Annotated in this window: 22 protein-coding genes; 9 read left to right on the forward strand and 13 right to left on the reverse strand. The window is 65.7% G+C overall.

What is annotated here, in order from left to right; genetic code table 11:
• Positions 1-6 precede the first annotated feature (6 nt).
• The 4 genes from xdhC to puuE form a co-directional block, all read right to left on the reverse strand.
• Positions 7-1,050 (reverse strand): xanthine dehydrogenase accessory protein XdhC, encoded by a 1,044-nt coding sequence (gene xdhC / locus AC56DV_RS25430; RefSeq protein WP_496316996.1) that lies wholly within the window; start codon positions 1,048-1,050, stop codon positions 7-9.
• Positions 1,047-3,395 (reverse strand): xanthine dehydrogenase molybdopterin binding subunit, encoded by a 2,349-nt coding sequence (xdhB, locus tag AC56DV_RS25435; protein ID WP_496316997.1) that lies wholly within the window; start codon positions 3,393-3,395, stop codon positions 1,047-1,049. Before xdhB ends, xdhC begins: the two co-directional genes overlap by 4 nt.
• 16 nt (positions 3,396-3,411) lie before the next feature.
• On the reverse strand, positions 3,412-4,878 hold the full coding sequence (gene xdhA / locus AC56DV_RS25440; protein ID WP_496316998.1) for a xanthine dehydrogenase small subunit: 1,467 nt from the start codon (positions 4,876-4,878) through the stop codon (positions 3,412-3,414).
• Positions 4,879-4,975: 97 nt separating this feature from the next.
• Entirely contained in the window at positions 4,976-5,929 is a 954-nt protein-coding gene (gene puuE, locus AC56DV_RS25445; protein ID WP_496316999.1) for an allantoinase PuuE, read from the reverse strand.
• A gap of 82 nt (positions 5,930-6,011) precedes the next feature.
• Between puuE and uraH the strand changes: the two genes are divergently transcribed.
• Positions 6,012-6,365 carry a hydroxyisourate hydrolase gene (gene uraH / locus AC56DV_RS25450; protein ID WP_496317000.1) on the forward strand — a complete coding sequence of 118 codons (354 nt, stop codon included), beginning with the start codon at positions 6,012-6,014 and terminating at the stop codon, positions 6,363-6,365.
• Positions 6,365-7,240 carry a class A beta-lactamase gene (bla, locus tag AC56DV_RS25455; RefSeq protein ID WP_496317001.1) on the forward strand — a complete coding sequence of 292 codons (876 nt, stop codon included), beginning with the start codon at positions 6,365-6,367 and terminating at the stop codon, positions 7,238-7,240. The genes uraH and bla overlap by 1 nt, the downstream gene beginning before the upstream one ends.
• Before the next feature lie 2 nt (positions 7,241-7,242).
• On the opposite strand, the gene AC56DV_RS25460 is transcribed toward bla, so the two are convergent.
• Positions 7,243-8,502 (reverse strand): glutamate carboxypeptidase, encoded by a 1,260-nt coding sequence (locus tag AC56DV_RS25460; RefSeq protein ID WP_496317002.1) that lies wholly within the window; start codon positions 8,500-8,502, stop codon positions 7,243-7,245.
• Between the two features lie 48 nt (positions 8,503-8,550).
• A complete protein-coding gene (locus AC56DV_RS25465; RefSeq protein WP_496317003.1) occupies positions 8,551-8,979 on the reverse strand; it encodes an META domain-containing protein in 429 nt (142 codons plus the stop codon).
• Between the two features lie 114 nt (positions 8,980-9,093).
• On the opposite strand from AC56DV_RS25465, the gene AC56DV_RS25470 reads away from it, so the two are divergent.
• Entirely contained in the window at positions 9,094-9,414 is a 321-nt protein-coding gene (locus AC56DV_RS25470) for a PsiF family protein (RefSeq protein WP_496317004.1), read from the forward strand.
• A gap of 7 nt (positions 9,415-9,421) precedes the next feature.
• Entirely contained in the window at positions 9,422-10,720 is a 1,299-nt protein-coding gene (locus AC56DV_RS25475) for a sodium/glutamate symporter (RefSeq protein ID WP_496317005.1), read from the forward strand.
• A gap of 11 nt (positions 10,721-10,731) precedes the next feature.
• On the opposite strand, the gene AC56DV_RS25480 is transcribed toward AC56DV_RS25475, so the two are convergent.
• From AC56DV_RS25480 to AC56DV_RS25490, 3 genes are all read right to left on the reverse strand, one after another.
• Positions 10,732-11,952, reverse strand: coding sequence for a right-handed parallel beta-helix repeat-containing protein (locus tag AC56DV_RS25480; protein ID WP_496317006.1), 1,221 nt, complete (start codon positions 11,950-11,952; stop codon positions 10,732-10,734).
• 61 nt (positions 11,953-12,013) lie between these two features.
• Positions 12,014-12,520, reverse strand: coding sequence for a NuoB/complex I 20 kDa subunit family protein (locus tag AC56DV_RS25485; RefSeq protein ID WP_496317007.1), 507 nt, complete (start codon positions 12,518-12,520; stop codon positions 12,014-12,016).
• Between the two features lie 83 nt (positions 12,521-12,603).
• Positions 12,604-13,482, reverse strand: coding sequence for a helix-turn-helix domain-containing protein (locus AC56DV_RS25490; protein WP_496317008.1), 879 nt, complete (start codon positions 13,480-13,482; stop codon positions 12,604-12,606).
• Positions 13,483-13,637: 155 nt separating this feature from the next.
• Here AC56DV_RS25490 and AC56DV_RS25495 point away from each other — a divergent pair, with 155 nt between their 5' ends.
• From AC56DV_RS25495 to AC56DV_RS25505, 3 genes are all read left to right on the forward strand, one after another.
• Positions 13,638-14,915, forward strand: coding sequence for an HlyC/CorC family transporter (locus tag AC56DV_RS25495; protein WP_496317009.1), 1,278 nt, complete (start codon positions 13,638-13,640; stop codon positions 14,913-14,915).
• Between the two features lie 122 nt (positions 14,916-15,037).
• Complete coding sequence (gene pilB / locus AC56DV_RS25500; protein WP_496317010.1) at positions 15,038-16,768, forward strand: type IV-A pilus assembly ATPase PilB; 1,731 nt, start codon at positions 15,038-15,040, stop codon at positions 16,766-16,768.
• A gap of 10 nt (positions 16,769-16,778) precedes the next feature.
• Complete coding sequence (locus tag AC56DV_RS25505) at positions 16,779-18,002, forward strand: type II secretion system F family protein (protein ID WP_496317011.1); 1,224 nt, start codon at positions 16,779-16,781, stop codon at positions 18,000-18,002.
• Here AC56DV_RS25505 and AC56DV_RS25510 read toward each other — a convergent pair.
• From AC56DV_RS25510 to AC56DV_RS25520, 3 genes are read right to left on the reverse strand one after another with little or no spacing between them, the layout of a single operon-like run.
• Positions 17,980-18,405: a carboxymuconolactone decarboxylase family protein gene (locus AC56DV_RS25510; protein WP_496317012.1), complete on the reverse strand. Its 426-nt coding sequence runs from the start codon at positions 18,403-18,405 to the stop codon at positions 17,980-17,982. The two genes, AC56DV_RS25505 and AC56DV_RS25510, sit on opposite strands and share 23 nt — an antisense overlap.
• Positions 18,402-19,181 (reverse strand): 3-hydroxybutyrate dehydrogenase, encoded by a 780-nt coding sequence (locus AC56DV_RS25515; RefSeq protein WP_496317013.1) that lies wholly within the window; start codon positions 19,179-19,181, stop codon positions 18,402-18,404. The genes AC56DV_RS25510 and AC56DV_RS25515 overlap by 4 nt, the downstream gene beginning before the upstream one ends.
• Before the next feature lie 10 nt (positions 19,182-19,191).
• Positions 19,192-20,583 carry a GntP family permease gene (locus tag AC56DV_RS25520; RefSeq protein ID WP_496317014.1) on the reverse strand — a complete coding sequence of 464 codons (1,392 nt, stop codon included), beginning with the start codon at positions 20,581-20,583 and terminating at the stop codon, positions 19,192-19,194.
• 264 nt (positions 20,584-20,847) lie between these two features.
• Between AC56DV_RS25520 and AC56DV_RS25525 the strand changes: the two genes are divergently transcribed.
• Complete coding sequence (locus AC56DV_RS25525; RefSeq protein WP_496317015.1) at positions 20,848-22,284, forward strand: sigma-54 interaction domain-containing protein; 1,437 nt, start codon at positions 20,848-20,850, stop codon at positions 22,282-22,284.
• A gap of 178 nt (positions 22,285-22,462) precedes the next feature.
• Here the strand turns inward: AC56DV_RS25525 and AC56DV_RS25530 are convergent, their stop codons facing one another.
• Complete coding sequence (locus AC56DV_RS25530; protein WP_496317016.1) at positions 22,463-24,055, reverse strand: patatin-like phospholipase family protein; 1,593 nt, start codon at positions 24,053-24,055, stop codon at positions 22,463-22,465.
• A gap of 190 nt (positions 24,056-24,245) precedes the next feature.
• Between AC56DV_RS25530 and AC56DV_RS25535 the strand changes: the two genes are divergently transcribed.
• Positions 24,246-25,115: a prepilin peptidase gene (locus AC56DV_RS25535; RefSeq protein ID WP_496317017.1), complete on the forward strand. Its 870-nt coding sequence runs from the start codon at positions 24,246-24,248 to the stop codon at positions 25,113-25,115.
• The last annotated feature ends 1 nt before the right edge of the window (position 25,116 follow it).

Raw genomic sequence — 25,116 nt, forward strand, 5'->3', positions numbered from 1 at the left:
GTCTTTCTAAACTTTGTACTGCGTGGAACCGGCTGCGCGCAGCAGGGTCGCGGTCTGGCTGATGGGTTTCGGCATGCGTTCGGCGTCCTGCTGTTCCCACACGCCCAGCAACTGGGCGCACACGGAAGCGGCAATCACGGCGGGCGCCTTGTTGGTGATGCCGGCAATGCCGATCGGGCACACCATGGCGTCAATGCGGGCCTGGTCGATGCCCTTCGCCTGCAGGCGGTGCTCGAACTGCATGCGCTTGGTCTTGGAGCCGATCAGGCCGAACCAGTACACGTCCTGGCGCTGCAGGATGGTTTCGGTGAGGCGCTGGTCGAGCGCGTGGTTGTGGGTCAGCACCAGGTAGCTGCTGTTGGGCGGCGCTTCGGCCACGCAGGCTTCGGGCAGCTCGCTCGCCTCCACCGTGACGTTGGCCGGGATATCGGCGGGGAACATGTCCTCGCGTTCGTCCACCCAGGTGACGGTGCACGGCAGTTCCGCCAGGGCGCGCACGATGGCGGCGCCGACGTGGCCCGCCCCGAACAGGGTCAAGTGCGCGCGCGGCGCCAGGATGGGGTCCACCATCCAGCGGCGGCCGGCGGCGTCCTGCATCAGGTGGGCGCCACGGTCGCGCGCGAAAGCGGGCAGCGCGGCGGCGGACGCCGACGACAGGGGCTGGCCGTGCATGTCGAACAGGGCCACGGCGGCCGGGCCGTCGATGGCGGTCAGGCGCCAGCAGTCTTCGCGGCGGCGCTCGCGCAGCGCGGCCATGACGGCGCCCAGGCGCGTATCGACGCGCTCGAACAGCAGGTAGACCACGCCGCCGCAGCACTGGCCCAGGCTGGGGCCGAGCGCAAAGCGCTCGTAGCGCACGGCTTGCCCGGCAAGCATCTCTCGGGCAATGTCGATGGCGCGCATTTCCAGGTGGCCGCCGCCGATGGTGTCGAGTTCGCGGTCCGCCGTCACCAGCATCTTGGTGCCGGCCTCGCGCGGGCCGGAGCCTTCCACGCGCGCCACGGTAATCAGCACCGCCGGTGCCGAGGGATCTGTCAGCCAGTCGCTCATCTTATTTCACCGCCGCGTTTCACAGCCACCTCAACAGCGGCAATGGCCTTGAGGATTTCTTCGGAAGTCGCCGGTGCGTTCAGCGGCGGGTTGACCTTGTGGCCGCCCACGGCCGAAACGGCGTCGCGGATGGCGAAGAACACCGAGAACGGCAGCAGCAGCGGCGGCTCGCCCACGGCCTTGGAACGGTGGATGCTGTCCTCCACGTTGCGGTTCTCGTACAGGCGCACGCGGAAGTCCTCCGGGCAATCGGACACGCCGGGAATCTTGTAGGTGGACGGCGCGTGCGTCATCAGCTTGCCGCCCGCGTTCCACCACAGTTGCTCGGTGGTGAGCCAGCCCATGCCCTGGATGAAGGCGCCTTCAACCTGGCCGATATCGATGGCCGGGTTCAGCGACTGGCCGGCGTCGTACAGCGCGTCCGCGCGCAGCAGCTTCCATTCGCCGGTGAGCGTGTCCACCACCACTTCGGATACGGCCGCGCCGTAAGCGTAGTAGGAGAACGGATGGCCGTTCATGGTCTTCGGGTCCCAGTGCAGGTGCGGCGTGGCGTAATAGCCGTCCGACCACAGCTGCACCCGCGCCAGGTAAGCCTTCTGCACCAGTTCCGCGAACGGCACGGCGTGGCCGTTGACGTGGATGCGGTTGTCGTAGAACTGCACCGCCGCCGCGTCGCCGCCGTACAGCTTGACCGCATAGGCGGCCAGGCGCTCGCGGATCTGGCGCGCGGCGTCCTGCGCGGCCTTGCCGTTCAGGTCCGCGCCGGTGGAGGCGGCGGTGGCGGAGGTGTTGGCGACCTTGGTGGTGTCGGTGGCGGTGATGCGCACATGTTCCAGGTCCAGGCCCAGCTCATGCGCCACCACCTGCAGCACCTTGGTGTTGATGCCCTGCCCCATCTCGGTGCCGCCGTGGTTGACCAGCACCGAGCCGTCCACGTAGACGTGCACAAGCGCGCCGGCCTGGTTCAGGTGCGTGACGTTGAAGGCGATGCCGAACTTGAGCGGCGTGAGCGCCAGGCCCTTCTTCAGCAGCGGACTGGCGGCGTTGTACTCGGCCACGGCGGCGCGGCGCGCGCGGTATTCGCTGCTCTGCTCCAGTTCCGCCGTCAGCTCGGCGATCACGTTGTCGACGATGACCTGGCCGTAAGGCGTGACGTTGCGCTCCTCCTTGCCGTAGAAATTCAGGCGGCGGATGTCGTACGCGTCCTGCCCCAGCTCGCGCGCGATTTCGTCGATGATGTATTCGATGGCGATGGCGCCCTGCGGGCCGCCGAAGCCGCGGAAGGCGGTGTTCGACTGCGTGTTGGTCTTGCCGCAGGCGGCGCGGATGTCCACGTCGCTCAGGTAGTAGGTATTGTCGAAGTGGCAGACCGCGCGCGTGGCGACGGGGCCGGACAGGTCGGCCGAGTAGCCGGCGCGCGACACCATGTCCACCTTGGCGGCGATGATCTTGCCGTCGTCGCCGTAGCCCACTTCATACTCGTAGTAGAAGCAGTGGCGCTTGCCGGTAACGAGCATGTCGTCGTCGCGGTCGGCGCGCAGCTTGACCGGGCGGCCGGACTTCTTCGCGGCGATGGCCGCAGCGGCGCACCACAGCGCGGACTGCGATTCCTTGCCGCCGAACCCGCCGCCCATGCGGCGGCACTCGACCTGAATATTATGCGAATGCACGCCCAGCGCATGCGCCACCACGTGCTGCATTTCGCTCGGGTGCTGCGTGGAGCACAGGATCTGCATGCCGTTCTGCTCTTTCGGAATGGCGTAGGCGATCTGCCCTTCCAGGTAGAACTGCTCCTGGCCGCCCACGTACAGCGTGCCCTTCACGGTGCGCGGCGCCTTTTCGAACGCGGCCTGGTAGTCGCCGCGTTTCAGCTGCATCGGCGGCAGCACGTAGGACTGCGCAGCCTTGGCCGCTTGCGGCGTGAGGATGGCGGGCAGCTCTTCGTAGGTGACGCTGGCGCGGCGCGCGGCGCGGCGGGCGTTGTCGTGCGTGTCCGCCACCACGATGAAGATGGGCTGGCCCACGTATTCCACCTTGCCGTCGGCCAGGATGGGATCGTCGTGGATGATGGGGCCGCAGTCGTTGGTGCCGGGGATGTCGTTCACCGTATAGACCGCCGCCACGCCGGGCGAAGCGCGCACCGCGTCCAGGTCCACGGCGAGGATGTTGGCGTGCGCCTTGGACGACAGGCCGAGCGCGGCGTGCAGGGTGCCGCGCAGCTCGGGAATGTCGTCGGTGTAGGTGGCCTGGCCGAGCACGTGCAGTTCGGCCGATTCGTGCGGTTTGCCCAGGCCGACGGCGGTCCACGCCATGGCTTTGATATCGCTTGCGCCGGGATGGTTCATGGCGGCTCCTCTTCTTTTACGCGCGGCAGGCGAATGCGTTCACGGCATTCGCCGCAAGCGGCGCGTCGACACGGGTTTCGAACCAGAAGCGGCGCAGCAGGTTCTGCGCAGTCTTCATGCGGTATTCGCTGGAGGCGCGCATGTCGCTCAGCGGCTTGTAGTCCTGCGCCAGCGCGTCCATGGCGATGGCGAGGTTGTCCTCGCTCCACGGCTTGCCGTTCAGCGCGGCCTCGGCCAGCGCGGCGCGCTTGGGCGTGGCGGCCATGCCGCCGAAGGCGATGCGGGCTTCGCGCACGACGCCCGCGTCCAGCGTGAAGGCGAAGGCGGCGCACACGGCGGAGATGTCCTGGTCGAAGCGCTTGGCCAGCTTGTAGGTGCGGAACTGCACGCCGGAACTTGGCAGCGGCACGCGCACGGCCTGCACGAATTCGTCCGGGCGCAGGTCCTTCTTCTGGTAGTCCAGATAGAACGCTTCCAGCGCCAGCGTGCGGGTGCCGGCCGGGCCGCGCAGCACCACTTCGCTGCCCAGCGCGATCATCCACGGCATGGAGTCGCCGATGGGCGAACCGTTGGCGACGTTGCCGCCCAGGGTGCCCGCGTTGCGGATTGGCAGCGAGGCGAAGCGCTGCCACATTTCGCCCAGCTGGTCGGGATAGTGCTGGCACAGCGAGGCGTAGGCGTCGTTCAGCGATACGCCGGCGCCGATTTCCAGCATGCCGCCGACTTCGGCAACGGTCTTCAGCGCGTCGACGTGGCCGAGGTAGATGATGTCGTTCAGCTCGCGCATCTGCTTGGTGACCCACAGGCCGACGTCGGTGGAACCGGCCAGTATCAGTGCGGATGGGCGGCCGGCGCGCAGTTCGGCCAGTTCGTCCAGGGTGCGCGGGGCGTGGAAATGGCGCTCGCCGACGCTGTAGGTGGCCAGCTTGTCGCGCTTGAGCGCTTCCAGCTGCTGCGCCACGGCGGCGCGGTCGAATTCAACCTTGGGCAACTCGGTCATGCGTTGCGCGGCTTCGATGATGGGGCGGTAGCCGGTGCAGCGGCACAGGTTGCCGGACAGGGCGTCGTCGACCTCCTTGCGCGGACAGGGCTTGGCGTCGTTTTTCAGGTACATGCCCCACAGCGACATGGCGAAACCGGGGGTGCAGAAACCGCATTGGGAGCCGTGGCATTCCACCAGCGCCTGCTGCACCGGGTGCAGCGCGCCGTCCGGCTGCTGCAGGTCTTCCACGGTGAACAGGGCTTTGCCGTCCAGCGTGGGGGTGAACTGGATGCAGGAATTGACGGCTTTGAGCTCGACCTTGCCGTCCACCAGCGAACCGACCACCACCGTGCAGGCGCCGCAGTCGCCTTCGGCGCAGCCTTCCTTGGTGCCGGTGCAGTGCAAATCCTCGCGCAAATGCTGCAGCACGGTCTGCGTCGGCGACGCCGCGCTGACTTCATGCACGGCGCCCCGGTAGTAAAAACGAATCGGTTCTGACATTGTAGCCTCGGCGTTATCCCAGATTACAAGGTTAGCAGTTCACGGCCCTCGTTACTTATATTATTCGGATGATGTCAGATATGCGTAAAAATGAATATCACCCGGCGTATGGATGGGTGGCGTGCCAATGCTCGGCGATATCGATGCGGCGCGTGATCCACACTTTGTCCACGCTCTGCACGTAGTCCAGGAAACGCGCCAGCGCGGCGGCGCGGCCGGGACGGCCGATCAGGCGGCAATGCAGGCCGATGGACAGCATTTTCGGCCGGTTCAGGCCGTCCGGATCGCCCTCGGCGTACAGCGTGTCGAATGCGTCCTTCAGGTAGTCGAAGAACTGGGTGCCGGAGTTGAAACCCTGCATGGCGGCAAAGCGCATGTCGTTGGTGTCCAGCGTGTACGGCACGATCAGTTGCTGGCTGACCACGTCCAGCCCGGCTTCGTTCTTGTGCGCCACGGGCAGCCAGAACGGCAGGTCGTCGCCGTAATGGTCGGCGTCATAGCGGAAGCCGCCGTGCTCCAGTACCAGCTTGTGGGTATTGGGCGAATCGCGGCCGGTGTACCAGCCCTGCGGCGCGCTGCCGGTCAGCTCCTTGATGATCTCGACCGCTTCCTTCATGTGGGCGCGCTCGGTGGCCTCGTCCACGTTCTGGTAGGAAATCCAGCGCAGGCCGTGGCAGGCGATTTCGTGGTTCAGCTCCAGGAAGGCGGCCACCGCCTCCGGATTGCGCTTGAGCGCCATGGAGACGCCGAAAATGGTCAGCGGCAGCTTGCGTTCCTCGAACATGCGCAACAGGCGCCACAAGCCGGCGCGCGAGCCGTACTCGTAAATGGTCTCCATGCTAAGGTGGCGCATCGGAAACGCGGCAGCGCCTATGATCTCGGACAGGAAAGTTTCCGAAGCGGGGTCGCCGTGCAGCACGTTGTTCTCGCCCCCCTCTTCGTAATTGAGGACGAACTGCAGCGCCACGCGGGCGCCGCCCGGCCATTGCGCATGGGGTGGAGTGCGGCCGTAGCCGATCATGTCGCGGGGGTAGTTGTCGTAAGTGCTCATCCGCCAATAATATATGGCATTGCCGACATCAGTATAGGTTTTATACGATATCGTGATTCATTCAACGGATATAGGAAGCACTATGGGAAAGCTCAGTACGCACGTGCTCGACACCGCCGCCGGCAAGCCGGGCGCAGGGGTGAAAGTGGCGCTGTTTGAAGTCAGGCCGGAGGGCAAGGTCCTGCTGAAGATGGATATCACCAACGCCGACGGCCGCTGCGCCACGCCGCTGCTGGAAGGCGACAGCATGAAGGCCGGCCAGTATGAACTGGTGTTCAACGCGGGCGACTATTTCGCCGGCCAGGGCGTGGCATTGCCATCCCCGCGATTTATCGATCTCGTGACGCTGGCGTTCGGCATTGCCGATCCGGCGCAGAATTATCACGTGCCACTGGTGGTCACGCCGTGGTCCTATTCCACCTACCGAGGCAGCTGATGCAACGTCGATCCTTCCTGGGCGCCACCGCCCTCACCCCCTTCCTCATGAGCCTGGACGCGCTGGCCGCCGATGCGCCCGACGCGCCCCTGACCGCCTTCGCGGCGCTGGAGAAGGACCTGGGCGGACGCCTGGGCGTTTCGGCGATCAACCTGGGCAACGGCAAGCTAGTCGGCCACCGCGCGGGCGAACGCTTTCCGGTGTGCAGCACCTTCAAGGCGATGCTGGCCGGCGCCATCCTGCAACGCAGCACCAGCGACGCGGCGCTGTTGAACCGGCGCATCAGCTACACGCAAAAAGACCTGGTGCCGCACGCGCCCATTACCGAAAAGAACCTTGCCAAGGGCATGACGGTGGCGGAACTGTGCGCGGCCACAGTGCAGTACAGCGACAACCCGGCCGCCAACCTGCTGATGAAAGTGCTGGGCGGCCCGGAAGCCGTGACGGCGTATGCGCGCAGCATCGGCGATACCGAGTTCCGGCTGGACCGCTGGGAAACCGAGCTGAACAGCGCCATCCCGGGCGACCCGCGCGACACCACCACGCCGCTGGCGATGATGCGCAGCCTGCAGGCGCTGGTGGTGGGCGACGCGCTGCCCGCGCCGCAGCGCCGGCAGCTGAAGGACTGGCTGGTGGGCAACACCACGGGAGGCAAGCTGATCCGCGCCGGCACGCCGGCCGGCTGGACCGTGGGCGACAAGACCGGCGGCGGCGCCTACGGCGCGCGCAACGACATCGCCGTGATCTGGCCGCCCGGCCAGGCGCCCATCGTCATCGCGGCCTACACCGCGCACAGCAAGGAAGACGCCGGCTACCGCGAAGACATCATCGCCGGCGCCACCAGCGCCGCCATCGCGCTGCTGGCCAAGGCCTGACGCTACCGTCCATACTCCTGAATCAGCCGCGCCAGCAGGTACACGCGCGGCGCGATGGACTCCACTTCCGCGTATTCCTCCGGCGTGTGTATCGCGCCGCCGACTATCCCCAGCCCGTCGATGGTGGGCACGCCGGCCGCGTAGGTGAGGCTGGCGTCGGCCGCGCCGCCGGAGCTTTCCAGGGTCAGCTTGCGGCCCAGTTCCCCATACACCGCCTGCGCCTTGGCGGCCACCGCGTCCGTGACCGGGCTTTTCGGCATCGGCGGGAAACCGCGCCGCAGCGTGGCGCTGACCTTGGTGTCCGGGATCAGGCGGTTGGCCGAGATGCGCGCCAGGTCCTGCTCCACGCGGTCGAATTCCTCCGGCACCGCCACCCGCACGTCCGCCTGCGCGGTGGCCAGGTCGGGGATCACGTTGCTGCGCTCGCCGGACTTGATGACGGTGAAATTGACGGTGGTCTGTTTGGCCGGATCGGCCAGCCTGGACAGCTGCAGCATCTGGTGCGCCGCCTCCATGGCCGCGTTGCGGCCCGAGTCCGGCGCCACGCCGGCGTGGGCCGCCTTGCCGGTCACTTCCAGCGCAATCTCGCCGCTACCCTTGCGCACCACCACCAGGCCGTCGGCCGGACGGCCCGGCTCCAGGTTCAGCGCCACGTCGTGCTCCTTGGACAGCTTCTCCATCAGCGCGCGGGTGCCGTGCGAGCCGGTTTCCTCGTTGGTGTTGAGCAGCACGGTGATCTTGCCGTAGCCGGTGTCGCCGGACTGCTTCAATATCTTCAGCGCCGCCAGCGCGATGACGATGCCGCCCTTGTCGTCCATGATGCCGGGACCGTAGGCGCGCGCGCCTTCGATGCGGAACGGCCGCGCGGCGGCTGCGCCGTCCGGGAACACGGTATCCAGGTGCGCCACCAGCAGGATGCGGCCCTTGCCGCTGCCGGTGAAGGTGGCCTGGATGTTGCGGCTCAGCGCGGGCGTGGCGGCGAAGGTTTCCACCTGCGCGCCCAGCCGCTTCAGCTCCTCCTGCGCGATGGCGCCGACCCGGTCCAGGCCGGGCCCGTTGAAGGTGCCCGAGTCGATATTGACGAGGCGCTCGAGCAGCTTGAGCGCCTCCGGCCTGGCCTGCTCAGCCTTGGCCAGCAGCGCCTGGTCCGGCTTGCCCGCCCCGGCCGCCGCCGCGTTCCCGGCCGCCCCCGCCGCCAGCGCCATCAGTACAACCCGCAGCGCCGCCCCCGCCACCTTCAAACCGCCAGCCCGTTTGCTCATCGCTACTCCCGCAGGAAATATTGGTGAGCAAATAATAACGCAGGTGGCCTACTGTGCGGTAAAGCGGGCCAATTGGCCGCTGTCGCCGCTGAGGATGAGGGTTTTGCCGTCCACCTGCCAGGTGCGGGTGGCGTCGAGCGCCTGCAGGTAGGCGGTTTCCTGGCGGCTGGCGGATTCTTCCGCGCAGGCGCGGCGGGTCGAGGCGAGCGGACCCATCTTCAGGGATTTGCCGCTCCACTGGTAGGCGCCGCTGAAGTTGTTGCAGCCGCCATTGCCGGACACCATGCCTTTCGACGCGTCGAACTGTAAGGACTGCTTGCCGGCGGGCTGGCCGCCCAGGTCGGCCAGCTGCCAGGACGTGCCGGTCAGCGCGGCGTTCGACGGCGCCGCCGGGGTGGTGCTGCAACCGCTGGCGACCGCCAGCACCAGGGCCGCTGCGGCGGCCATCGTCAATTTCCGCTTGGTCAAAGTTTGCATCGCTCGCTCCTTTACGTTGTGTTGCTTCAAATACACTTAAGTAACATGAATTCAGAAATACTGTCGTATAGTTAGCCTTAGCAGTTCCGCCACTCAACTTTACAGGAATACGACATGAAAAAAATTATTGCTGCTGCTGTTGCCGCTTTCACTGCTTTCGGTTTTGCCGCCTCGGCATACGCTGCGCCTGAGGCAGCGCCTGCCGCTTCGGCGCCGAAGAATTCGCAGCAGTCCAAGATGGCCACCTGCAATGCCGACGCCGCCGGCAAAAAAGGCGATGAGCGCAAGGCTTTCATGAAGGAGTGCCTGAGCGCCAAGCCGGCCGCCCCCGCCACGCAGCAGGACAAGATGAAAACCTGCAATGCCGACGCCGCCGGCAAGAAGGGCGATGAACGCAAGGCCTTCATGAAGGAATGCCTGAGCGCCAAGAAATAAGCGGCCGATGACGCCGGCATATTCCCCCTGGTATCTGCTGCTGCTCGCCGTCCCCATCCTGCTGCTGGGCGAATGGCTGCTGAGGCGGATACCGCTGCTGGCGCGCATCAATATTCCCGTCCCCGTCGCGGGCGGGCTGCTATTCAGCACAGCCTGCCTGTGCATCAATTTGTCCGGACTGGCCAACGTCGGTTTCGGCACCAAGGTCAGCGCCGGATGGTGGACCTGGCTGGTGACGCCGGATACTGAATGGCTGGCGCGGCCGGCCAAGAACCTCAATCTGCCGCTGCTGATCGCCTTCTTCACTTGCGTGGGACTGGGCGCGCCGCTGCGCGTGCTGCTGGGCGGCGGACGGATGCTGCTGGTGCTGCTGCTGGCGACCACGGCGCTGTCGGCGCTGCAGAATGCGGCGGGCGTGGCGGTGGCGCTTGCACTGGGCGCGCCGGCCCTGCTGGGCGTGGCGTGCGGCTCGCTGACCTTGGTTGGCGGGCATGGCACGGCGCTCGGATTCGCATCGCGCTTCGAGCAGGCCGGGCTGGCGTCGGCTGCCGCCATCGGCGCGTCGGCCGCGACCTTCGGCCTGGTGGCGGGCGCGCTGCTGTCCGGCCCGCTGGGCGCGTGGCTGCTGCGCAACGTGTCGCCCATTGCGGCGCCAAGCGCTGCGGCCGCAAGCGTAACGGCCGAAGGCGCAAAGCCGGCGCCCGCCGTGGCCAATTTCTTCGCGGACGTGCGCGCGCTGGCGGCGCTGGGGCGCGGCGCACTGCTGCACTTGCTGCTGGTGGCGGCCTGCGTGAAGGCCGGCGCCTGGGTGAGCTTCGGACTGGACCGCGCCGGCGCCGCCCTGCCCGCCTACATGGGCGCGCTGCTGCTGGGCTTCGCGGTGCGCGCCGTCCATGACGCGCTGGGCGGCACCTGGCTGCGCGGCGAGACCATTGCCCGCATCGCCGCCGTGCTGCTGCCGCTGTTCCTGGCCGTGACGCTGGCCGCGCTGAACCTGGCCGACCTGGCCTCGGTGGCCGGCCCCATGCTCGCCATCCTGGCCGTCAACATTGCATTGACCTTGCTGTTTTGCGCCGCCATCGCGTGGCCGCTGCTGGGCCGCAGCCACGAAGCGGGCGTGGCCACGGCCGGCCTGGCGGGCTACGGCATCGGCTCCACCGCCACCGCCGTCGCCGCGATGGACGCCATCACGCGCCAGCGCGGGCCGGCGCCGCGCGCCACCACCATCGTACCGCCCACCGGCGGCTTCCTGATCGACCTGACCAACGCGCCGGTGATCAGCGCCTTCCTGCGCATGCTGGGCTGACGCCGCGCCGTCTACTTCAGCAAGCCCTCATACCAGCTCTTCTTGCTCTTCTCCACGATCACCGCCTGGTAGGCGCCGATGTCGAGCGCGCCCAGCACCGGGCGCGGCATGCCGCCGGCCGGGTGCTTGTACTGCATGATGGGCCGCAGCGCCACGCCGGACGGCAGCATCGGCGGCTCGGCGCCGGCGTTGATGATCTTCGCGTTCTCGGTCGGCACCAGGTTGTAGCTGGCGCGGTCGACGAAATCGACTTCCATGGCCGCGTAGTTGCGCCGGTCGATGGCCCTGGCCTGGTTGGTAATGATGCCCTTGCCCGCGAAGATGTTGTTCTGGATGTGGGCCGGCGTCTTGATGCGCTCATGCACCCGCACGAACACGCCGTTGCGCTTGTCGTCGTTGATGAAGGTGTTGTTCACCACGTACAGCATGTCGTTCGCGCTGCTGGCCTCGTTGCCGTAGGCCAGCAGGGTATTGTTGTCGTTGTCGGCCGGCTGCTCGATGACGTTGCCCAGCACATAGGCCGCGCCCGCGTTCGGCAGGTCGATCTCGAAACTGGGCCGGCCGGCGGCGGTGGAACCCTTCTCGCCCGGCGCCAGGCTGGAGAAGCGGTTGTACATGATGGTGTTGATGCGCGCGCGCGATTTCAGGTTGTGGCCGATGTTGGCGTCGTGCGAATAATTGAAGCGGAAGGTCAGGCTGGCCACGTCGCCCACGTAGATGTTGTGGGTCTGGCCGCTGCCGTCGCCGTTGCGGCCGAACTCGCTGTTTTCGATCACGATGCGGCTGGTGGGCGAGGCGCCGGTCAGCACGCCGTTCTCGTTGTCGTGCAAAAAGCTGTTCTTCAGCGTGAAGTTGTTGCCCTCGATGCGCAGCGCCGCGCCGTTCTTGTCGGACACCTTGGTGTTGAAGATCTCCACGTTGTCCACCGTGACGTCGTTGCCCGCGATGATCCACGCGCCCTTGCCTTCCGCGCCCCGCCCCTGCGCGTCGATGCGCGCGCGGCCGCGCACGCCGCGTATGGTGAGGAAGCTGGGCGTGATGCGGCACACCTCGCCCGGATACAGTCCGGCCTCGATCTCCACCGTGTCGCCGCTGCGGGCGGCGGCAAAGGCCTGGCAGGGCCGCGCATAGGCCATGCCAGGCCCCACCGTCAGGGTGGCGCCCCAGGCGGCGCAAGGCGCGAAACTCATCGATACGGCAAGGGCCAGGCGGCGGGCGCGCAACGTCATCATGCAATTCTCCTCGTGTTCGGAATTGCAATTTTACGCTGCCGGCGGCCGCTGCCGGCAAGTGTCAGCGCGCGATCTCGTTCGGCAGCCGCCCGGCCCTGGGGCCGCGTATCTTGTTCTGCAGCTGGAGCAGGCCGTACAGCAGCGCTTCCGGCGTGGGCGGGCAGCCGGGCACATAGATGTCGACCGGCACGATGCGGTCGCAGCCGCGCACCACCGAATAGCTGTAGTGGTAGTAGCCGCCGCCGTTGGCGCACGAGCCCATCGACACCACGTAGCGCGGCTCCGGCATCTGGTCGTAGGAGCGGCGCACGGCGCGCGCCATCTTGTTGGTCAGCGTGCCGGAGATGATCATCAGGTCGGCGTGGCGCGGCGACGGGCGCGGCACCATGCCGAAGCGGTCCATGTCGTAGCGCGCGGCGGCGGCCTGCATCATCTCCACCGCGCAGCAGGCCAGCCCGAAGCTCAGATACCACAGGCTGTCGCTCTTGGCCGCGTGCAGCAGGCCGTCCACCGATGTCAGTATGAAGCCGTCGCCTTCCAGCGTCGGCAAGCCAGTCGTTTCATTCATCGCATTCCCCCTGTGTCGTTTCAGCGCACGATAGAGGGAAAGGCGCGCGCTTCATTGTACCGACACGACACTTGGGGGAAATGTCACCAGCCCTGCACCACCGCCGGCCGGGAATGCGCGTCGTAGCGCAGCAGGCGCAGCTCGCCGGTCTCCGGCCCGGCCAGTACGCCGCCGGGCGCCTGGCCCAGCAGTTCGCTGAAGTCGCGCACCATGTGGGCCTGGTCGTGGTAGCCGGCATCCATGGCGATGCGGGTCAGTTGCCCGCGCGGCAGGGGCTGCGGACACGACATCATCATCGCCAGCGCGCGCGCATAGCGCGCCAGGCGGCGGCTGTCGCGCAGGTTCTGGCCGTAGGCGGCCAGGAAGCGCCGCTCGAACTGGCGCACGCTGATACCGTGCTGCAAGGCAATGCTTTCGGCCGGACTGAACAGCAGCGCGGCGGGCAGGCGGAAGGCCGCGCGCAAGGCGTCCTCGCGGCGCGCGGCCAGCCGCAGCAGCCAGTCCGAGATCAGTTCCACCCAGCGCGCCGCGTCGCGCGTGGCCAGCAGGCGCTCCTGCAGTTCGCGGTACGGCAGGCCGGGAACCGCGTCGTCCAGCGGCACGGGCAGGTTCAGCAGTTGGTTCAAGGGCACGCCGAACAGGCCGCTGAAGCGGGACGGCTCGATCAGCGCGCTGACGAAGGTGGTGCCCGCCTGCCACTCGGCGGGCATGGCGCGCGACATCGGCCCGCACACGAAGGCCTGGTTCAACAGGCGTTGTTGGGCTTGCCGGCCTCGCTCTGGAGGAAGAAGCGAGCCGCCGTCGATGAAAAAGGTCAGCTGGGCCAGCGGCGAAGCCGGCACCACCACCCGGCCCGCGCTGGCATATTCGATATGGAAATGATGCAGCAGGCCGGACAACGCCGGCGGCGGCGGCAGGGCCAGCCGCAGGGCCGCGCCGGCAGGGGGATATGGAAGGTCCATGGCCGGATTATAGCGGCGCAAAGCGGGTCCGGCTTGCACCCCGGCTGGGCTTGACTTAAAATCCACAGCTCTGAAGCCGCATTGTGCAGCTTCCCGCTCTGGGCCGGCCACGCCTGACCAGCTATTCCCCATGCCAGTTTCTTCACGGTGACCCATTGGATACCGTTCCCATATGGGCGCAATTTCTTGCGCTTGCTTTCCTGATCCTATGCTCGGCGTTCTTCGCCATGGCCGAAACCGCCCTGATGGCGGCCAACCGCTACCGTTTGCGCCACCAGGCCAAGCGCGGCAGCCGGCGCGCGCTGGCCACGCTGTGGCTGCTCGACCGCACTGACAAGCTGCTGTCGCTGGTGCTGATCGCCAACACGCTGATCAACGCCACCGCCATCGCGCTGGTCACGGCCATCGTGATCCACACCTTCGGCTACGACGAATGGCTGATCGTGGCCTCCACCGCCTGCATGACCTTCTTGCTGGTGGTGTTCGCCGAGATCTCTCCCAAGATGATAGGCGCCACCTACCCCGAGCAGATCGCCCTGCCCACGGCCACCATCCTGCGCCCGCTGATGGCGGCCGCCAAGCCGGTGATCTGGTTCATCAACCTGTTCGTGGGCGTGGTGCTGAGGCTGTTCCGCATCAAGATGGGCACGCCGCTGCGCGACACCCGGCTGTCGCCCGAGGAGCTGCGCTCGCTGGTGCTGGAGGGCGGCAATTTCATTCCGCAAAAGCACAAGAGCATCCTGCTCAACCTGTTCGACCTGGAAGCCATTTCGATCGAGGACGTGATGACGCCGCGCTCCCAGATCGAGGCGCTCAATCTGGCCGCGCCGGTGGAGGAGATCGTGCAGCAGCTGACCACCTGCTACCACAACAAGCTGCCGGTCTACGAAGGCGAGATCAACCAGATCGCCGGCATCTTGCACGTGCGCAAGGCGATGGCGCTGCTGACGCAGGAAGAGGAACTGACGGCCGCGCATTTCCGCGCGCTGCTGTCCGAGCCCTATTTCATTCCGCAGGACACCGGCGTGTTCGCCCAGCTGCAGTACTTCCAGGAGAACAAGGAACGCCTGGGCATCATCGTCGACGAGTACGGCGAAGTGCAGGGCCTGGTGACCTTGGACGATATCATCGAGGAAATGATCGGTGAATTTACGACATCAACTCCGGGCGCCGCGCGCGCCGACAGCTTCAACTGGACCGCGTCCGGCGACTGCCTGCTGGAAGGCACCACGGCCTTGCGTGACATCAATAAGCGACTGGGATTACACTTCCCACTGGACGGACCGAAAACATTGAACGGGGTGCTGCTCGAATATCTGCAGGAAATCCCGGAGGCGGCCATCAGCGTGCGCCTCGGCGGTTGCGTCATCGAAGTGGTGCAGGTGCAGAACCAGGCGATCAAAGTCGTGAAATTGATACGGGCCGGCGCATAAGCTTGTCATAGATCGGCGCACGGTAGGGATCTTGCTTTACAAAAGTGATGCCCACGGGCATCATCCGGTGGATGGCGACAGTGCCAGCCCCCTTATGTAGTCTTTCCTGACAGCGCGCTTCTATGGCAGCAGTTCAACCCAATACGGCGTCCGGCGCCCCCATGGCGGGACTGGCGCGGGCCTTGATGCAGGCCGGCCGGCTGACGCCGGCGCAGGCCGACGCGCTGCAAAAGAAGGCCTTGGCCGACAAGCTGCCGTTTATCGACACCTTGTTGGCCAGTAACGCCATCCAGGCCCGCGAGCTGGCCTCCTTCTGCTCGGAAACCTTCGCCTACCCACTGATGGACCTGGCCGCGTTCAGCATCGACGCGCTGCCGCCCAAGATCATCGACGCCAAGCTGATGCAGGCGCAGCGCGTGATCGCGCTGGCCAAGCGCGGCAACAAGATGTCGGTGGCGATCTCGGACCCCACCAACACCCAGGCGCTGGACCAGATCAAGTTCCAGACCGAATCGCTGGTGGAGCCGGTGATCGTGCCGCACGACGCGCTGCTGGTGCTGCTGGCCAGCCTGGGCCGCAGCGCCGAGCAGAACCTGAACGAGCTGGCCGGCGACGAGCAGGACATCCAGTTCGCCGACGAAACCGAGGCGCCGTCGGCCGCCGCCGAGCAGGCCGCCAACGAAGTGGAGGACGCGCCCATCGTGCGCTTCCTGAACAAGATGCTGATGGACGCCGTTAACATGGGTGCATCGGACTTGCATTTCGAACCATTCGAAAAGTTCTACCGCATCCGCTTCCGGGTCGACGGCGTGCTGATGGAACACGCCCAGCCGCCGGTGTCGATCAAGGACAAGCTGGTGTCGCGCATCAAGGTGCTGGCCAAGCTGGACATCTCGGAAAAGCGCGTGCCGCAGGACGGCCGCATGCGCCTGATCGTCTCGCCCACCAAGACCATCGACCTGCGCGTGTCCACGCTGCCGACCCTGTTCGGCGAAAAGACCGTGATGCGTATCCTGGACGCGACCCAGGCCCAGATGGGCATCGACTCGCTGGGCTACGACCCGGACCAGAAGGAACTGCTGCTGGACGCCATCCAGCGCCCCTACGGCATGGTGCTGGTGACCGGGCCGACCGGCTCGGGCAAGACGGTGTCGCTGTACACCTGCCTGAACATCCTGAACAAGCCGGGCATCAACATCTCCACCGCCGAAGACCCGGCCGAGATCAACCTGCCCGGCGTGAACCAGGTGAACGTGAACGACCGCGCCGGCCTGACCTTCCCGGTGGCGCTGAAATCCTTCCTGCGCCAGGATCCGGACATCATCATGGTCGGCGAGATCCGCGACCTGGAAACGGCCGACATCGCCATCAAGGCGGCGCAGACCGGCCACATGGTGTTCTCCACGCTGCACACCAACGACGCGCCGTCCACCCTGACGCGTTTGATGAACATGGGCGTGGCGCCGTTCAACATCGCCTCGTCGGTGATCCTGATCACCGCGCAGCGCCTGGCGCGCCGCCTGTGCAGCTGCAAGCAGCCGGTGGACATTTCCAACGACTTGCTGCTGAGAGCGGGCTACAAGCCGGAAGAGCTGGACGGCAGCTGGAAGCCGTACGGCCCGGTGGGCTGCGAACGCTGCAACGGCGGCGGCTACAAGGGCCGGGTCGGCATCTACCAGATCATGCCGATCACGCCGGCCATCGAGAGCATCATCCTGGCGCACGGCAACTCGATGCAGATTGCGGCCCAGTCGGAAAGCGAGGGCGTCAAGTCGCTGCGCCAGTCCGGCCTGGTCAAAGTAAAAAACGGGCTGACCAGCCTCGAGGAAGTCCTCGGCTGCACCAATGAATAGGACCTGAATCATGGCCACTACCAGCACCCCGGGCAACCCGGTCAAAGAATCGATCTTCGCCTGGGAAGGCAAGGACAAAACCGGCAAGACCGTGCGCGGCGAACTGCGCGCCGGCGGCGAGGCGGTGGTCAACGTGACCTTGCGGCGCCAGGGCATCATGGTGACCAAGGTCAAGAAAAAGGTCTACCGCAGCGGCAAGAAAGTCACCGACAAGGATATCTCGCTGTTCACGCGCCAGCTGGCCACCATGATGAAAGCCGGCGTGCCGCTGCTGCAGTCGTTCGACATCGTCGGCAAGGGGCACTCGAATCCGTCGGTGTCCAAGCTGGTGATGGACTTGCGCGCCGACATCGAGACCGGGACCAGCCTGAACCAGGCGTTCCGCAAGTTCCCGCTGTACTTCGACCCGCTGTTCTGCAACCTGGTGGGCGCCGGCGAACAGGCCGGCATCCTGGAAGACCTGCTGACGCGGCTGGCCATCTACAAGGAAAAGACGCTGGCCATGAAGGCCAAGATCAAGTCCGCGCTGACCTACCCGGTGTCGATCCTGGGCGTGGCCTTCATCGTCACCGCCGTCATCATGATCTGGGTGGTGCCGGCGTTCAAACAGGTGTTCGCCAGCTTCGGCGCCGACCTGCCCGCGCCCACGCTGGCGGTGATGGCCATTTCCGAATTCTTCGTGTCCTACTGGTATTTGATCTTCGGCGGCCTGTTCGGCTCGCTGTACTTCTTCTTCCAGGCCTGGAAGCGCTCGCCGCAGGTGCAGCGCTTCATGGACGTGACCTTGCTCAAGCTGCCCATCTTCGGCGACGTGATCCGCAAGGCCACCATCGCGCGCTGGACGCGCACGCTGTCGACCATGTTCGCGGCCGGCGTGCCGCTGGTGGAATCGCTCGATTCGGTGGGCGGCGCTTCCGGCAACATCGTCTACCTGGAAGCGACGCGCCGCATCCAGAAGGAAGTGAGCACCGGCACCAGCCTGACGGTGGCCATGCAGAACGCCGACGTGTTCCCCAATATGGTGACGCAGATGGTGTCCATCGGCGAGGAATCCGGCTCGCTGGACGCCATGCTGGGCAAGGTGGCCGACTTCTTCGAGGATGAAGTGGACGAGGCCGTGGCCTCGCTGTCGAGCCTGATGGAGCCGCTGATCATGGTGATCCTCGGCGTGCTGATCGGCGGCCTGGTGATCGCCATGTACCTGCCCATCTTCAAGCTCGGTTCGGTGGTGTAAGGGCTTCCTCGCCGAGCACCTGCTGCGCGGCGCGGAAAGCTTCAGCCGCCAGCGGCACGCCGCAGTACACGGCGGCGTGCAGCAGCACTTCCTGCAGTTCGCCCACGGTGGCGCCGTTGTTGCGCGCGCCGCGCACGTGGCCTTGCAGCTCGTGCGTGCGGCCCATGGCCGCCAGCATGGCCACCGTGGCCAGGCTGCGCGTCCTCAGGTCCAGGCCGGGCCGCTGCCACACCGTGCCCCATGCCTCGCGCGTGATGTAGTCCTGCAGCGGCTGCGCGAAAGGCGCGGCGGCGGCGCCCTCCAGCGCGCGCGCCACGAACGCCTCCCCCATCACCTGCTTGCGCATGCGCAGGCCGTCCGCATACTGGCGGTCATCCTGCCGGCCGCTTCCCGGCCCACTCATTGCGCAGCCCAACCGCCGTCCATGTTCAGGGCCGCGCCGCGGATCTGGTCGGCTGCGGCAGTGCACAGGAACACGGCCAGCGCGCCGATCTGCTCCGGCGTGGCGAATTCCTGCGAGGGCTGCTTTTCGCCCAGCAGCCGGGCGCGCGCTTCGTCCGCGCCCAAGCCCTCGCGCGCGGCCAGGTCGTCGATCTGCTTTTGCACCAGCGGCGTCAGCACCCAGCCCGGGCAGATCGCGTTGCAGGTAATGCCGCTGCGCGCGTTCTCCAGCGCCACCGCCTTGGTCAGCCCGATCACGCCGTGCTTGGCCGCCACGTAGGCGGACTTGTTGGCCGACGCCACCAGCCCGTGCACCGAAGCGACGTTGATGATGCGGCCCCAGCCGCGCTGTTGCATCTGCGGCAGCGCGGCGCGGATGGCGTGGAAGTTGGAGGACAGGTTGATGGCCATGATCTGGTCCCACTTCTCCAGCGGGAATTCGTGCACCGGCGCGGTATGCTGGATGCCGGCGTTGTTGACCAGGATGTCGACCGCGCCGAACGCCGCCGTGGCCTCGGCCACCATGGCGGCGATCTGTTCCGGCTGCGACATGTCGGCCGCGCTGTGGCGCACCTGCACGCCCAGCGCGCGCAGTTCGGCCGCGATGGCGTCGATGGCGGCAGGGTCGCCGAAGCCGTTCAGCATGACGTTGGCGCCCTGCGCGGCCAGCGCCCGGGCAATGCCCAGGCCGATGCCGCTGGTGGAACCGGTGACGATGGCGGATTTGTTGTTCAGCATGGCAAGCTCCTTAGTAAATTCCGAATGCGTAGTAAGCACCGATGACCACGAAAACAGCCATGGTCTTGATGCAGGTGACAGCGAAAATGTCGCCATAGGAAACCCGGTGCGTCAGCCCGCACACCGCCAGCAGGGTGATGACGGCGCCGTTGTGCGGCAGCGTGTCCATGCCGCCGCTGGCCATGGAGGCGACGCGGTGCAGCACTTCCATCGGAATGTTGGCGGCGTTGGCGGCCTGGATGAAGGTGTCCGACATGGCGGCCAGCGCGATGCTCATGCCGCCCGAGGCGGAACCGGTGATGCCGGCCAGCGAGGTGACGGCGATCGCCTCGTTGACCAGCGGGTTGGGCACGGCGCGCAGCGCGTCGGCCACCACCAGGAAGCCCGGCAGGCCGGCGATAACGGCGCCGAAGCCGTACTCGGAGGCGGTGTTCATGGAGGCCAGCAGCGCACCCGATATGGCCAGCTTGCTGCCCTCGGCGAAGCGGCGGCGCACCGTGTCGAAGGCCAGCAGCAGCACCGTGGCGATGCCCACCAGCAGCGCCGCTTCCACGGCCCAGATGGCCGCCACTTTCGACACTTCGGTCACCACCGGCTTGGCCGCGCCGGCCAGCTCCAGGCTGTGGCTCTTGCCGTAGTAGAGCGGAATCAGCATGGTGAACACCTTGTTCAGCACGCCCACCAGCACCAGCGGCAGCAGCGCCAGCAGCGGATGCGGCAGATGCTGCTGCGTGAAGTCCTCCGGTTCGTTGCTGTGGCCGGCGCCATAGCCTTCGCCCTTGGCCAGCGCCTGGCGGCGGCGCCATTCCAGGTAGGCCAGGCCCACGGCCAGGATGAACACCGAGCCGATCAGGCCCAGCCAGGGCGCGGCCCAGGTGTCGGTCTGGAAGAAGGAGGTGGGGATGATGTTCTGGATCTGCGGCGTGCCGGGCAGCGCGTCCATGGTGAAGGTGAAGGCGCCCAGCGCGATGGTGCCGGGGATCAGGCGCTTGGGAATGTTGCTCTGCCTAAACATCTCGGCGGCGAACGGGTACACCGCGAACACCACCACGAACAGCGACACGCCGCCGTAGGTCAGCACCGCGCACACCACCACGATGGCCAGCATGGCGCGCTCGCGCCCCACCAGCCGGATCACCAGCGCCACGATGGACTTGGAAAAGCCGGACAGCTCGATCAACTTGCCGAACACCGCGCCGAGCAGGAAGACCGGGAAGTACAGCTTCACGAAGCCCACCATCTTGTCCATGAACACGCTGGTGAACATGGGCGGCACCAGGCCGGGATCGGTCAGCAGCACGGCCAGCATGGCCGCCACCGGGGCAAACAGGATGACGCTGAAGCCGCGGTAAGCGACCACCATCAGGAACACCAGCGCCAACAAAACGATCAGAAAACTCATACACACTCCGCAATTGATTGGAACGTTGCATAAAGCACTATCCGTGCCTGAAAAACAAAATCCTTTGAATTCAAGCAGTTAGATATAAGTGCCAGTGATGCCGGAGTGCCGCTCGGGCGCATATCGTCTGGAAGTGCGGACACTCTGCGTACCATTACGCAGAAAATCCGTCTGAAAAACCGGACAAAGTGTTTGGAATACTGGACAGTTGCCGCGCCAGCCGCCAGAATCGGCCTTTTTGCGCGGACGGACGAGATGGACTTGATGCACTGGTTGACGGAGAACCCGGGCGGCGGCGCGGGCGCCGGGGTGGGCGCGCTGCGCCACCTGGCCATCCCCAAGCTGCTGGAACGGCTGGACGCGCTGTGCGAAGGCACCATCGCGGTCGACACCGACGCCCGCATCGTCTGGTGCAACGACAAATACCTGCAGATGCTGGGCTATACCGACCCGCAGTCCCTGCTGGGCCGGGACGTGGAGGAGATCATCCCCAACAGCCTGATGCGCCAGGTGGTCAAGACCGGCGAGCCCATCCTGCTCGACCTGATGGCGTTCGGCAGCGACACCTTCGTCGTCTCGCGCCTGCCGCTGACCGGGCCGGACGGCAAGGTGATCGGCGCGGTCGGCATCTGCCTGTACGACAAGCTGCACCACCTGAAACCGCTGCTGGGCAAGTTCTCGCAGCTGCAGGACGAGCTGGCGGAAACCCGCCGCCTGCTGGTGCAGGACCGCCGCCCGCGCTACACGCTGGCCAGCTACGTCGGCAACAGCCCGGCCAGCCTGGAAGTGAAGCGCCAGGCGCGCCGCGCCGCGCAGCTGGGCAGCACCGTGCTGCTGCTGGGCGAGACCGGCACCGGCAAGGAACTGCTGGCGCAAGCCATCCACGCCAGCTCCGCGCGCGCCAGCCAGCCCTTCATCGCAGTGAACGCCGCCGCCATTCCCGAAGCGCTGCTGGAATCGGAATTCTTCGGCGCCGCCGCCGGCGCCTACACCGGCGCCGACAAGCGCGGCCGCGACGGCAAGTTCAAGCTGGCCCATGGCGGCACCCTGTTCCTGGACGAAGTGGGCGACATGCCGCTGCAGATCCAGGCCAAGCTGCTGCGCGTGCTGCAGGAACAGGAAGTGGAACCGCTGGGCTCGAACAAGGTGATCAAGGTGGACGTGCGCATCATCGCCGCCACCAGCATCGACCTGGTGCAGGCGCTGGCGCAAGGCCGCCTGCGGCGCGACCTGTATTACCGCCTGAACGTGCTGTCGATCACGCTGCCGCCGCTGCGCGAGCGCCTGGCCGACCTGGAAGCGCTGTGCGAGGGCGCGCTGGAGCAGATCGCCGAGCGCAACGGCATGGCGCGCCGCGAGCTCACGCCGGGCGCCCTGCAGCGGCTGGCCGGCTACGACTGGCCCGGCAATGTGCGCGAGCTGCGCAACGTGCTGGAAAAGGCCGCGCTGCACAGCGACAACCGGCGCCTGGCGGCGGACGACATCGACGCCATCCTGCCGCGCGCCCAGGGCGGCGCCAAGCCCGGCACGCCGCTCATGGTGCAGCCGCTGGCGCAGGCGGTGGCGGCGGCCGAGCGCGGCGCCATCGAAGCGGCGCTGCTGGCGGCGGGCGGCAAGAAGACCGAGGCCGCGCGCCTGCTCGGCATTTCGCGCGCCACCCTGTACGAAAAAATGGCGCAGCTGACGCTGTGGCACTCCTGAGAAGGCGGCACTTTCTATGCAAAAAGCCAACTCAAAGTTGGCTTTTTGAAAGGTTTAGAGAGCGCAGGCGTAGCGGTAAGCGCGCAGCATCTTCATGCGTACCGCCTCTAGATTTTCAGAATGATCTTCATGGTTCCTCCTTCTAACGAGCAAAGCCTACCGCCGCCCCCCTCCATTGTCAAGGCACGCGCACAACATTCAGCTCCCACGGGGAGGCAACATTCTCCGCGTACATGCAGTAGCCTTTCATATTGGGAAATAGCGGCGGGCCGCTAATAACACTTTGCCAAGCCATCGGCTGTCCGGGACGCGCCGGATCGCGGGAACTCAATATCAGCTCGACATCCTTATGGACGAACAGTGCCAAGTCTACACGGCCAACGGGCCCATCGGGGCGTTGCGGGTGATACCCCATTTCATCCTTGTTTTTCTCAAACAGACCCGCCATGATATTTTCGCCATTTTCCTCGAATTTAACCGTGTAAGGTCCACTGTTCGGTGGCAAAGCCGGCGTGAAAAAAAGGCACAGTTCACGCGTACCCACCGCGTCGGTACGCATCGGCACTTTGATGAAGTCCAGGCGCTTGTTGCTGGCATCCGTGACCACGCATTCAGCCGAATCCGCCGCGAAGGTGGACTCGTTCGATTGCCCCACCAGCCCTGCGGAAATACAGTAAGTAGGCACATTTCCGGAATGGAAAACGAATTCAAACTGCGCCTTGTCCGGCGTTCTACGGTAAGGATCGGACGGCGGCCTGCCGCCGTTCGAATACACCACGAGTTTGCAACTATCATAGCGTAGCAGGCTTTTTCCCAGCGATTGCTTGTACGCTTCCCCCAAAAGTTCCATCACTTTTACGGCTGTAGGATTGGTCTCCTGCCATGGATCCCTGATCGCAATCGTGCGTTCTGATTCGATGCGGTCGATTCGCTTTTGCAGCTCACTCGCGGCCCATGCTTTGATCTGCTTATACGGCTCGGCAAATCCCGGTGACAGCGCCTGCTCAAAATCAAACGTTCCCAGGCCTGTAGGCACTTCCATCAATTTGTCTTTGTGCGCTTCTTTAACCAAACCCATCGTGGACGACATTGCGGTATCAAGCAATGCGGCGGAAAATGTCAGGAAACTGCCGGGATGGTCTGTGGCAAACTCAGAAAAAGAAATTGCAATCAGCTCGCCGTGTTCAGCACTCGAGCCCGACAAGGAGGCGGCTGGCAGGTTATTGGAAATGCCGCCATCCACGAAAGTGCCGGCGTTGCTCTTGCTCCATATTCTGAACAGATAGGGTAAGGCACAGGAGTCAATCACCGCATTGGCGACGATATCGCTGTCAGGCGCGTAGTTGCAAGCGCGGCTGCCCAAATTAGTCCGCGTGATTACCAGCGGTACGCGTTTGCTGATATCGCCCACTCGCACAATATTCTTGTCCTGGAATTTCTCGACCAACCACGCGCGCAGGGGAGCGGTGTCCCATATCGCCCCCTTGCTAACGAAGAGTTTCCAGATAGCTCCAACGCGGTTCGGCAGTTTGAATTGCTGGATCAGCCGTTGGCCTGTTCCCCCACGCAATTCAGCGGCGATATTGTCGGCCCGGATGCCGGCAGCCACGAAACAGGCCACGATGGAGCCAGCCGAAGTTCCAGCCACCCTGGTTATCTGAATCTTGCCGTCCCGTTCGAAGTCTTGAATGGCTTCTGCGACTGCAAGCAATGCAATAACTTTTGCGCCGCCGCCCTGGAAGGCAAATTGAATTTTTAAAGGAACAGGCATGGGGCTCACCTCTTATTGGCGATCAGCGGATACCCAGTGTAGCGTTGTCTTAATGATATGTCCATCTGATAAATTAAGAGATTGATAAGCATTCCTGGGCGGCAAAATGCGATCAAGCACTGTCTTCATGGCCGCATTTGGCATGCTCTGCCTTATACTGTTCCCTGACCAACAGAACGGAACCCAACCGATGCAGGATATCTTGCTGTTCGCCCCGCCCGCCACCCTGATCGCCGCGATTGCGGCTGGCATCTTCGGCCTGCTGATCGGCAGCTTTCTGAACGTCGTCATCCACCGCCTGCCCATCATGATGCAGCGCGAGTCGGACAACTACGTGGCCTCCGAGCTGGGCAAGGAATTGCCGCACACCGAACGCTACAGCCTGGTGGCGCCGCGCTCGGCCTGCCCGCACTGCAAGCACCAGATCACCGCGCTGGAAAACATCCCCGTGGTCAGCTACCTGGTGCTGGGCGGAAAATGCAGCAACTGCAAGGCGAAGATCTCGCCGCGCTACCCCATCATCGAAGCGCTCACCGGCCTGCTGTCGGCCGCGCTGGTGTGGCAGTTCGGCAGCGGCTGGATGGGCCTGGCCACCCTGCTGTTCGCCTACCTGCTGATCGCCATGACCTTCATCGACGCCGACACCCAGCTGCTGCCGGACGACCTGACCCTGCCGCTGCTGTGGGCCGGCCTGCTGATCAACATCAACGGCACCTTCGTGCCGCTGCAGGACGCGGTGATCGGCGCGGCCGCCGGCTACCTGGCGCTGTGGTCCATCTACTGGCTGTTCAAGCTGGCCACCGGCAAGGAAGGCATGGGCTACGGCGACTTCAAGCTGCTGGCGGCGCTGGGCGCCTGGCTGGGCTGGGCCACGCTGCCCACCATCATCCTGCTGTCGTCGGTGGTGGGCGCGGTGGTTGGCATCTGCCTGATGGTGTTCGCCAAGCGCGGCCGCAACAACCCCATCCCCTTCGGCCCCTACCTGGCGGCGGCCGGCATGATCGCGCTGCTGTTCGGCGGGCCGCTGGCGGCCTTCACCTCCAGCGTGCTGGGTCAATGAC

Source organism: Massilia sp. BGA-UO-ETr-WB1, from assembly GCF_059567845.1.

Excerpts from the sequence above, each read along its gene's own strand:
- xdhB (WP_496316997.1), bottom strand. The coding sequence starts at position 3,395 with ATGAACCATCCCGGCGCAAGCGATATCAAAGCCATGGCGTGGACCGCC.
- bla (WP_496317001.1), top strand. The coding sequence starts at position 6,365 with ATGCAACGTCGATCCTTCCTGGGCGCCACCGCCCTCACCCCCTTCCTC.
- AC56DV_RS25520 (WP_496317014.1), bottom strand. The coding sequence starts at position 20,583 with ATGAGTTTTCTGATCGTTTTGTTGGCGCTGGTGTTCCTGATGGTGGTC.
- AC56DV_RS25525 (WP_496317015.1), top strand. The coding sequence starts at position 20,848 with ATGCACTGGTTGACGGAGAACCCGGGCGGCGGCGCGGGCGCCGGGGTG.
- uraH (WP_496317000.1), top strand. The coding sequence starts at position 6,012 with ATGGGAAAGCTCAGTACGCACGTGCTCGACACCGCCGCCGGCAAGCCG.
- AC56DV_RS25505 (WP_496317011.1), top strand. The coding sequence starts at position 16,779 with ATGGCCACTACCAGCACCCCGGGCAACCCGGTCAAAGAATCGATCTTC.
- pilB (WP_496317010.1), top strand. The coding sequence starts at position 15,038 with ATGGCAGCAGTTCAACCCAATACGGCGTCCGGCGCCCCCATGGCGGGA.
- AC56DV_RS25475 (WP_496317005.1), top strand. The coding sequence starts at position 9,422 with ATGACGCCGGCATATTCCCCCTGGTATCTGCTGCTGCTCGCCGTCCCC.
- AC56DV_RS25535 (WP_496317017.1), top strand. The coding sequence starts at position 24,246 with ATGCAGGATATCTTGCTGTTCGCCCCGCCCGCCACCCTGATCGCCGCG.
- puuE (WP_496316999.1), bottom strand. The coding sequence starts at position 5,929 with ATGAGCACTTACGACAACTACCCCCGCGACATGATCGGCTACGGCCGC.
- AC56DV_RS25515 (WP_496317013.1), bottom strand. The coding sequence starts at position 19,181 with ATGCTGAACAACAAATCCGCCATCGTCACCGGTTCCACCAGCGGCATC.
- AC56DV_RS25470 (WP_496317004.1), top strand. The coding sequence starts at position 9,094 with ATGAAAAAAATTATTGCTGCTGCTGTTGCCGCTTTCACTGCTTTCGGT.
- AC56DV_RS25485 (WP_496317007.1), bottom strand. The coding sequence starts at position 12,520 with ATGAATGAAACGACTGGCTTGCCGACGCTGGAAGGCGACGGCTTCATA.
- AC56DV_RS25480 (WP_496317006.1), bottom strand. The coding sequence starts at position 11,952 with ATGATGACGTTGCGCGCCCGCCGCCTGGCCCTTGCCGTATCGATGAGT.
- AC56DV_RS25510 (WP_496317012.1), bottom strand. The coding sequence starts at position 18,405 with ATGAGTGGGCCGGGAAGCGGCCGGCAGGATGACCGCCAGTATGCGGAC.
- xdhC (WP_496316996.1), bottom strand. The coding sequence starts at position 1,050 with ATGAGCGACTGGCTGACAGATCCCTCGGCACCGGCGGTGCTGATTACC.
- AC56DV_RS25460 (WP_496317002.1), bottom strand. The coding sequence starts at position 8,502 with ATGAGCAAACGGGCTGGCGGTTTGAAGGTGGCGGGGGCGGCGCTGCGG.
- AC56DV_RS25490 (WP_496317008.1), bottom strand. The coding sequence starts at position 13,482 with ATGGACCTTCCATATCCCCCTGCCGGCGCGGCCCTGCGGCTGGCCCTG.
- AC56DV_RS25530 (WP_496317016.1), bottom strand. The coding sequence starts at position 24,055 with ATGCCTGTTCCTTTAAAAATTCAATTTGCCTTCCAGGGCGGCGGCGCA.
- AC56DV_RS25465 (WP_496317003.1), bottom strand. The coding sequence starts at position 8,979 with ATGCAAACTTTGACCAAGCGGAAATTGACGATGGCCGCCGCAGCGGCC.
- xdhA (WP_496316998.1), bottom strand. The coding sequence starts at position 4,878 with ATGTCAGAACCGATTCGTTTTTACTACCGGGGCGCCGTGCATGAAGTC.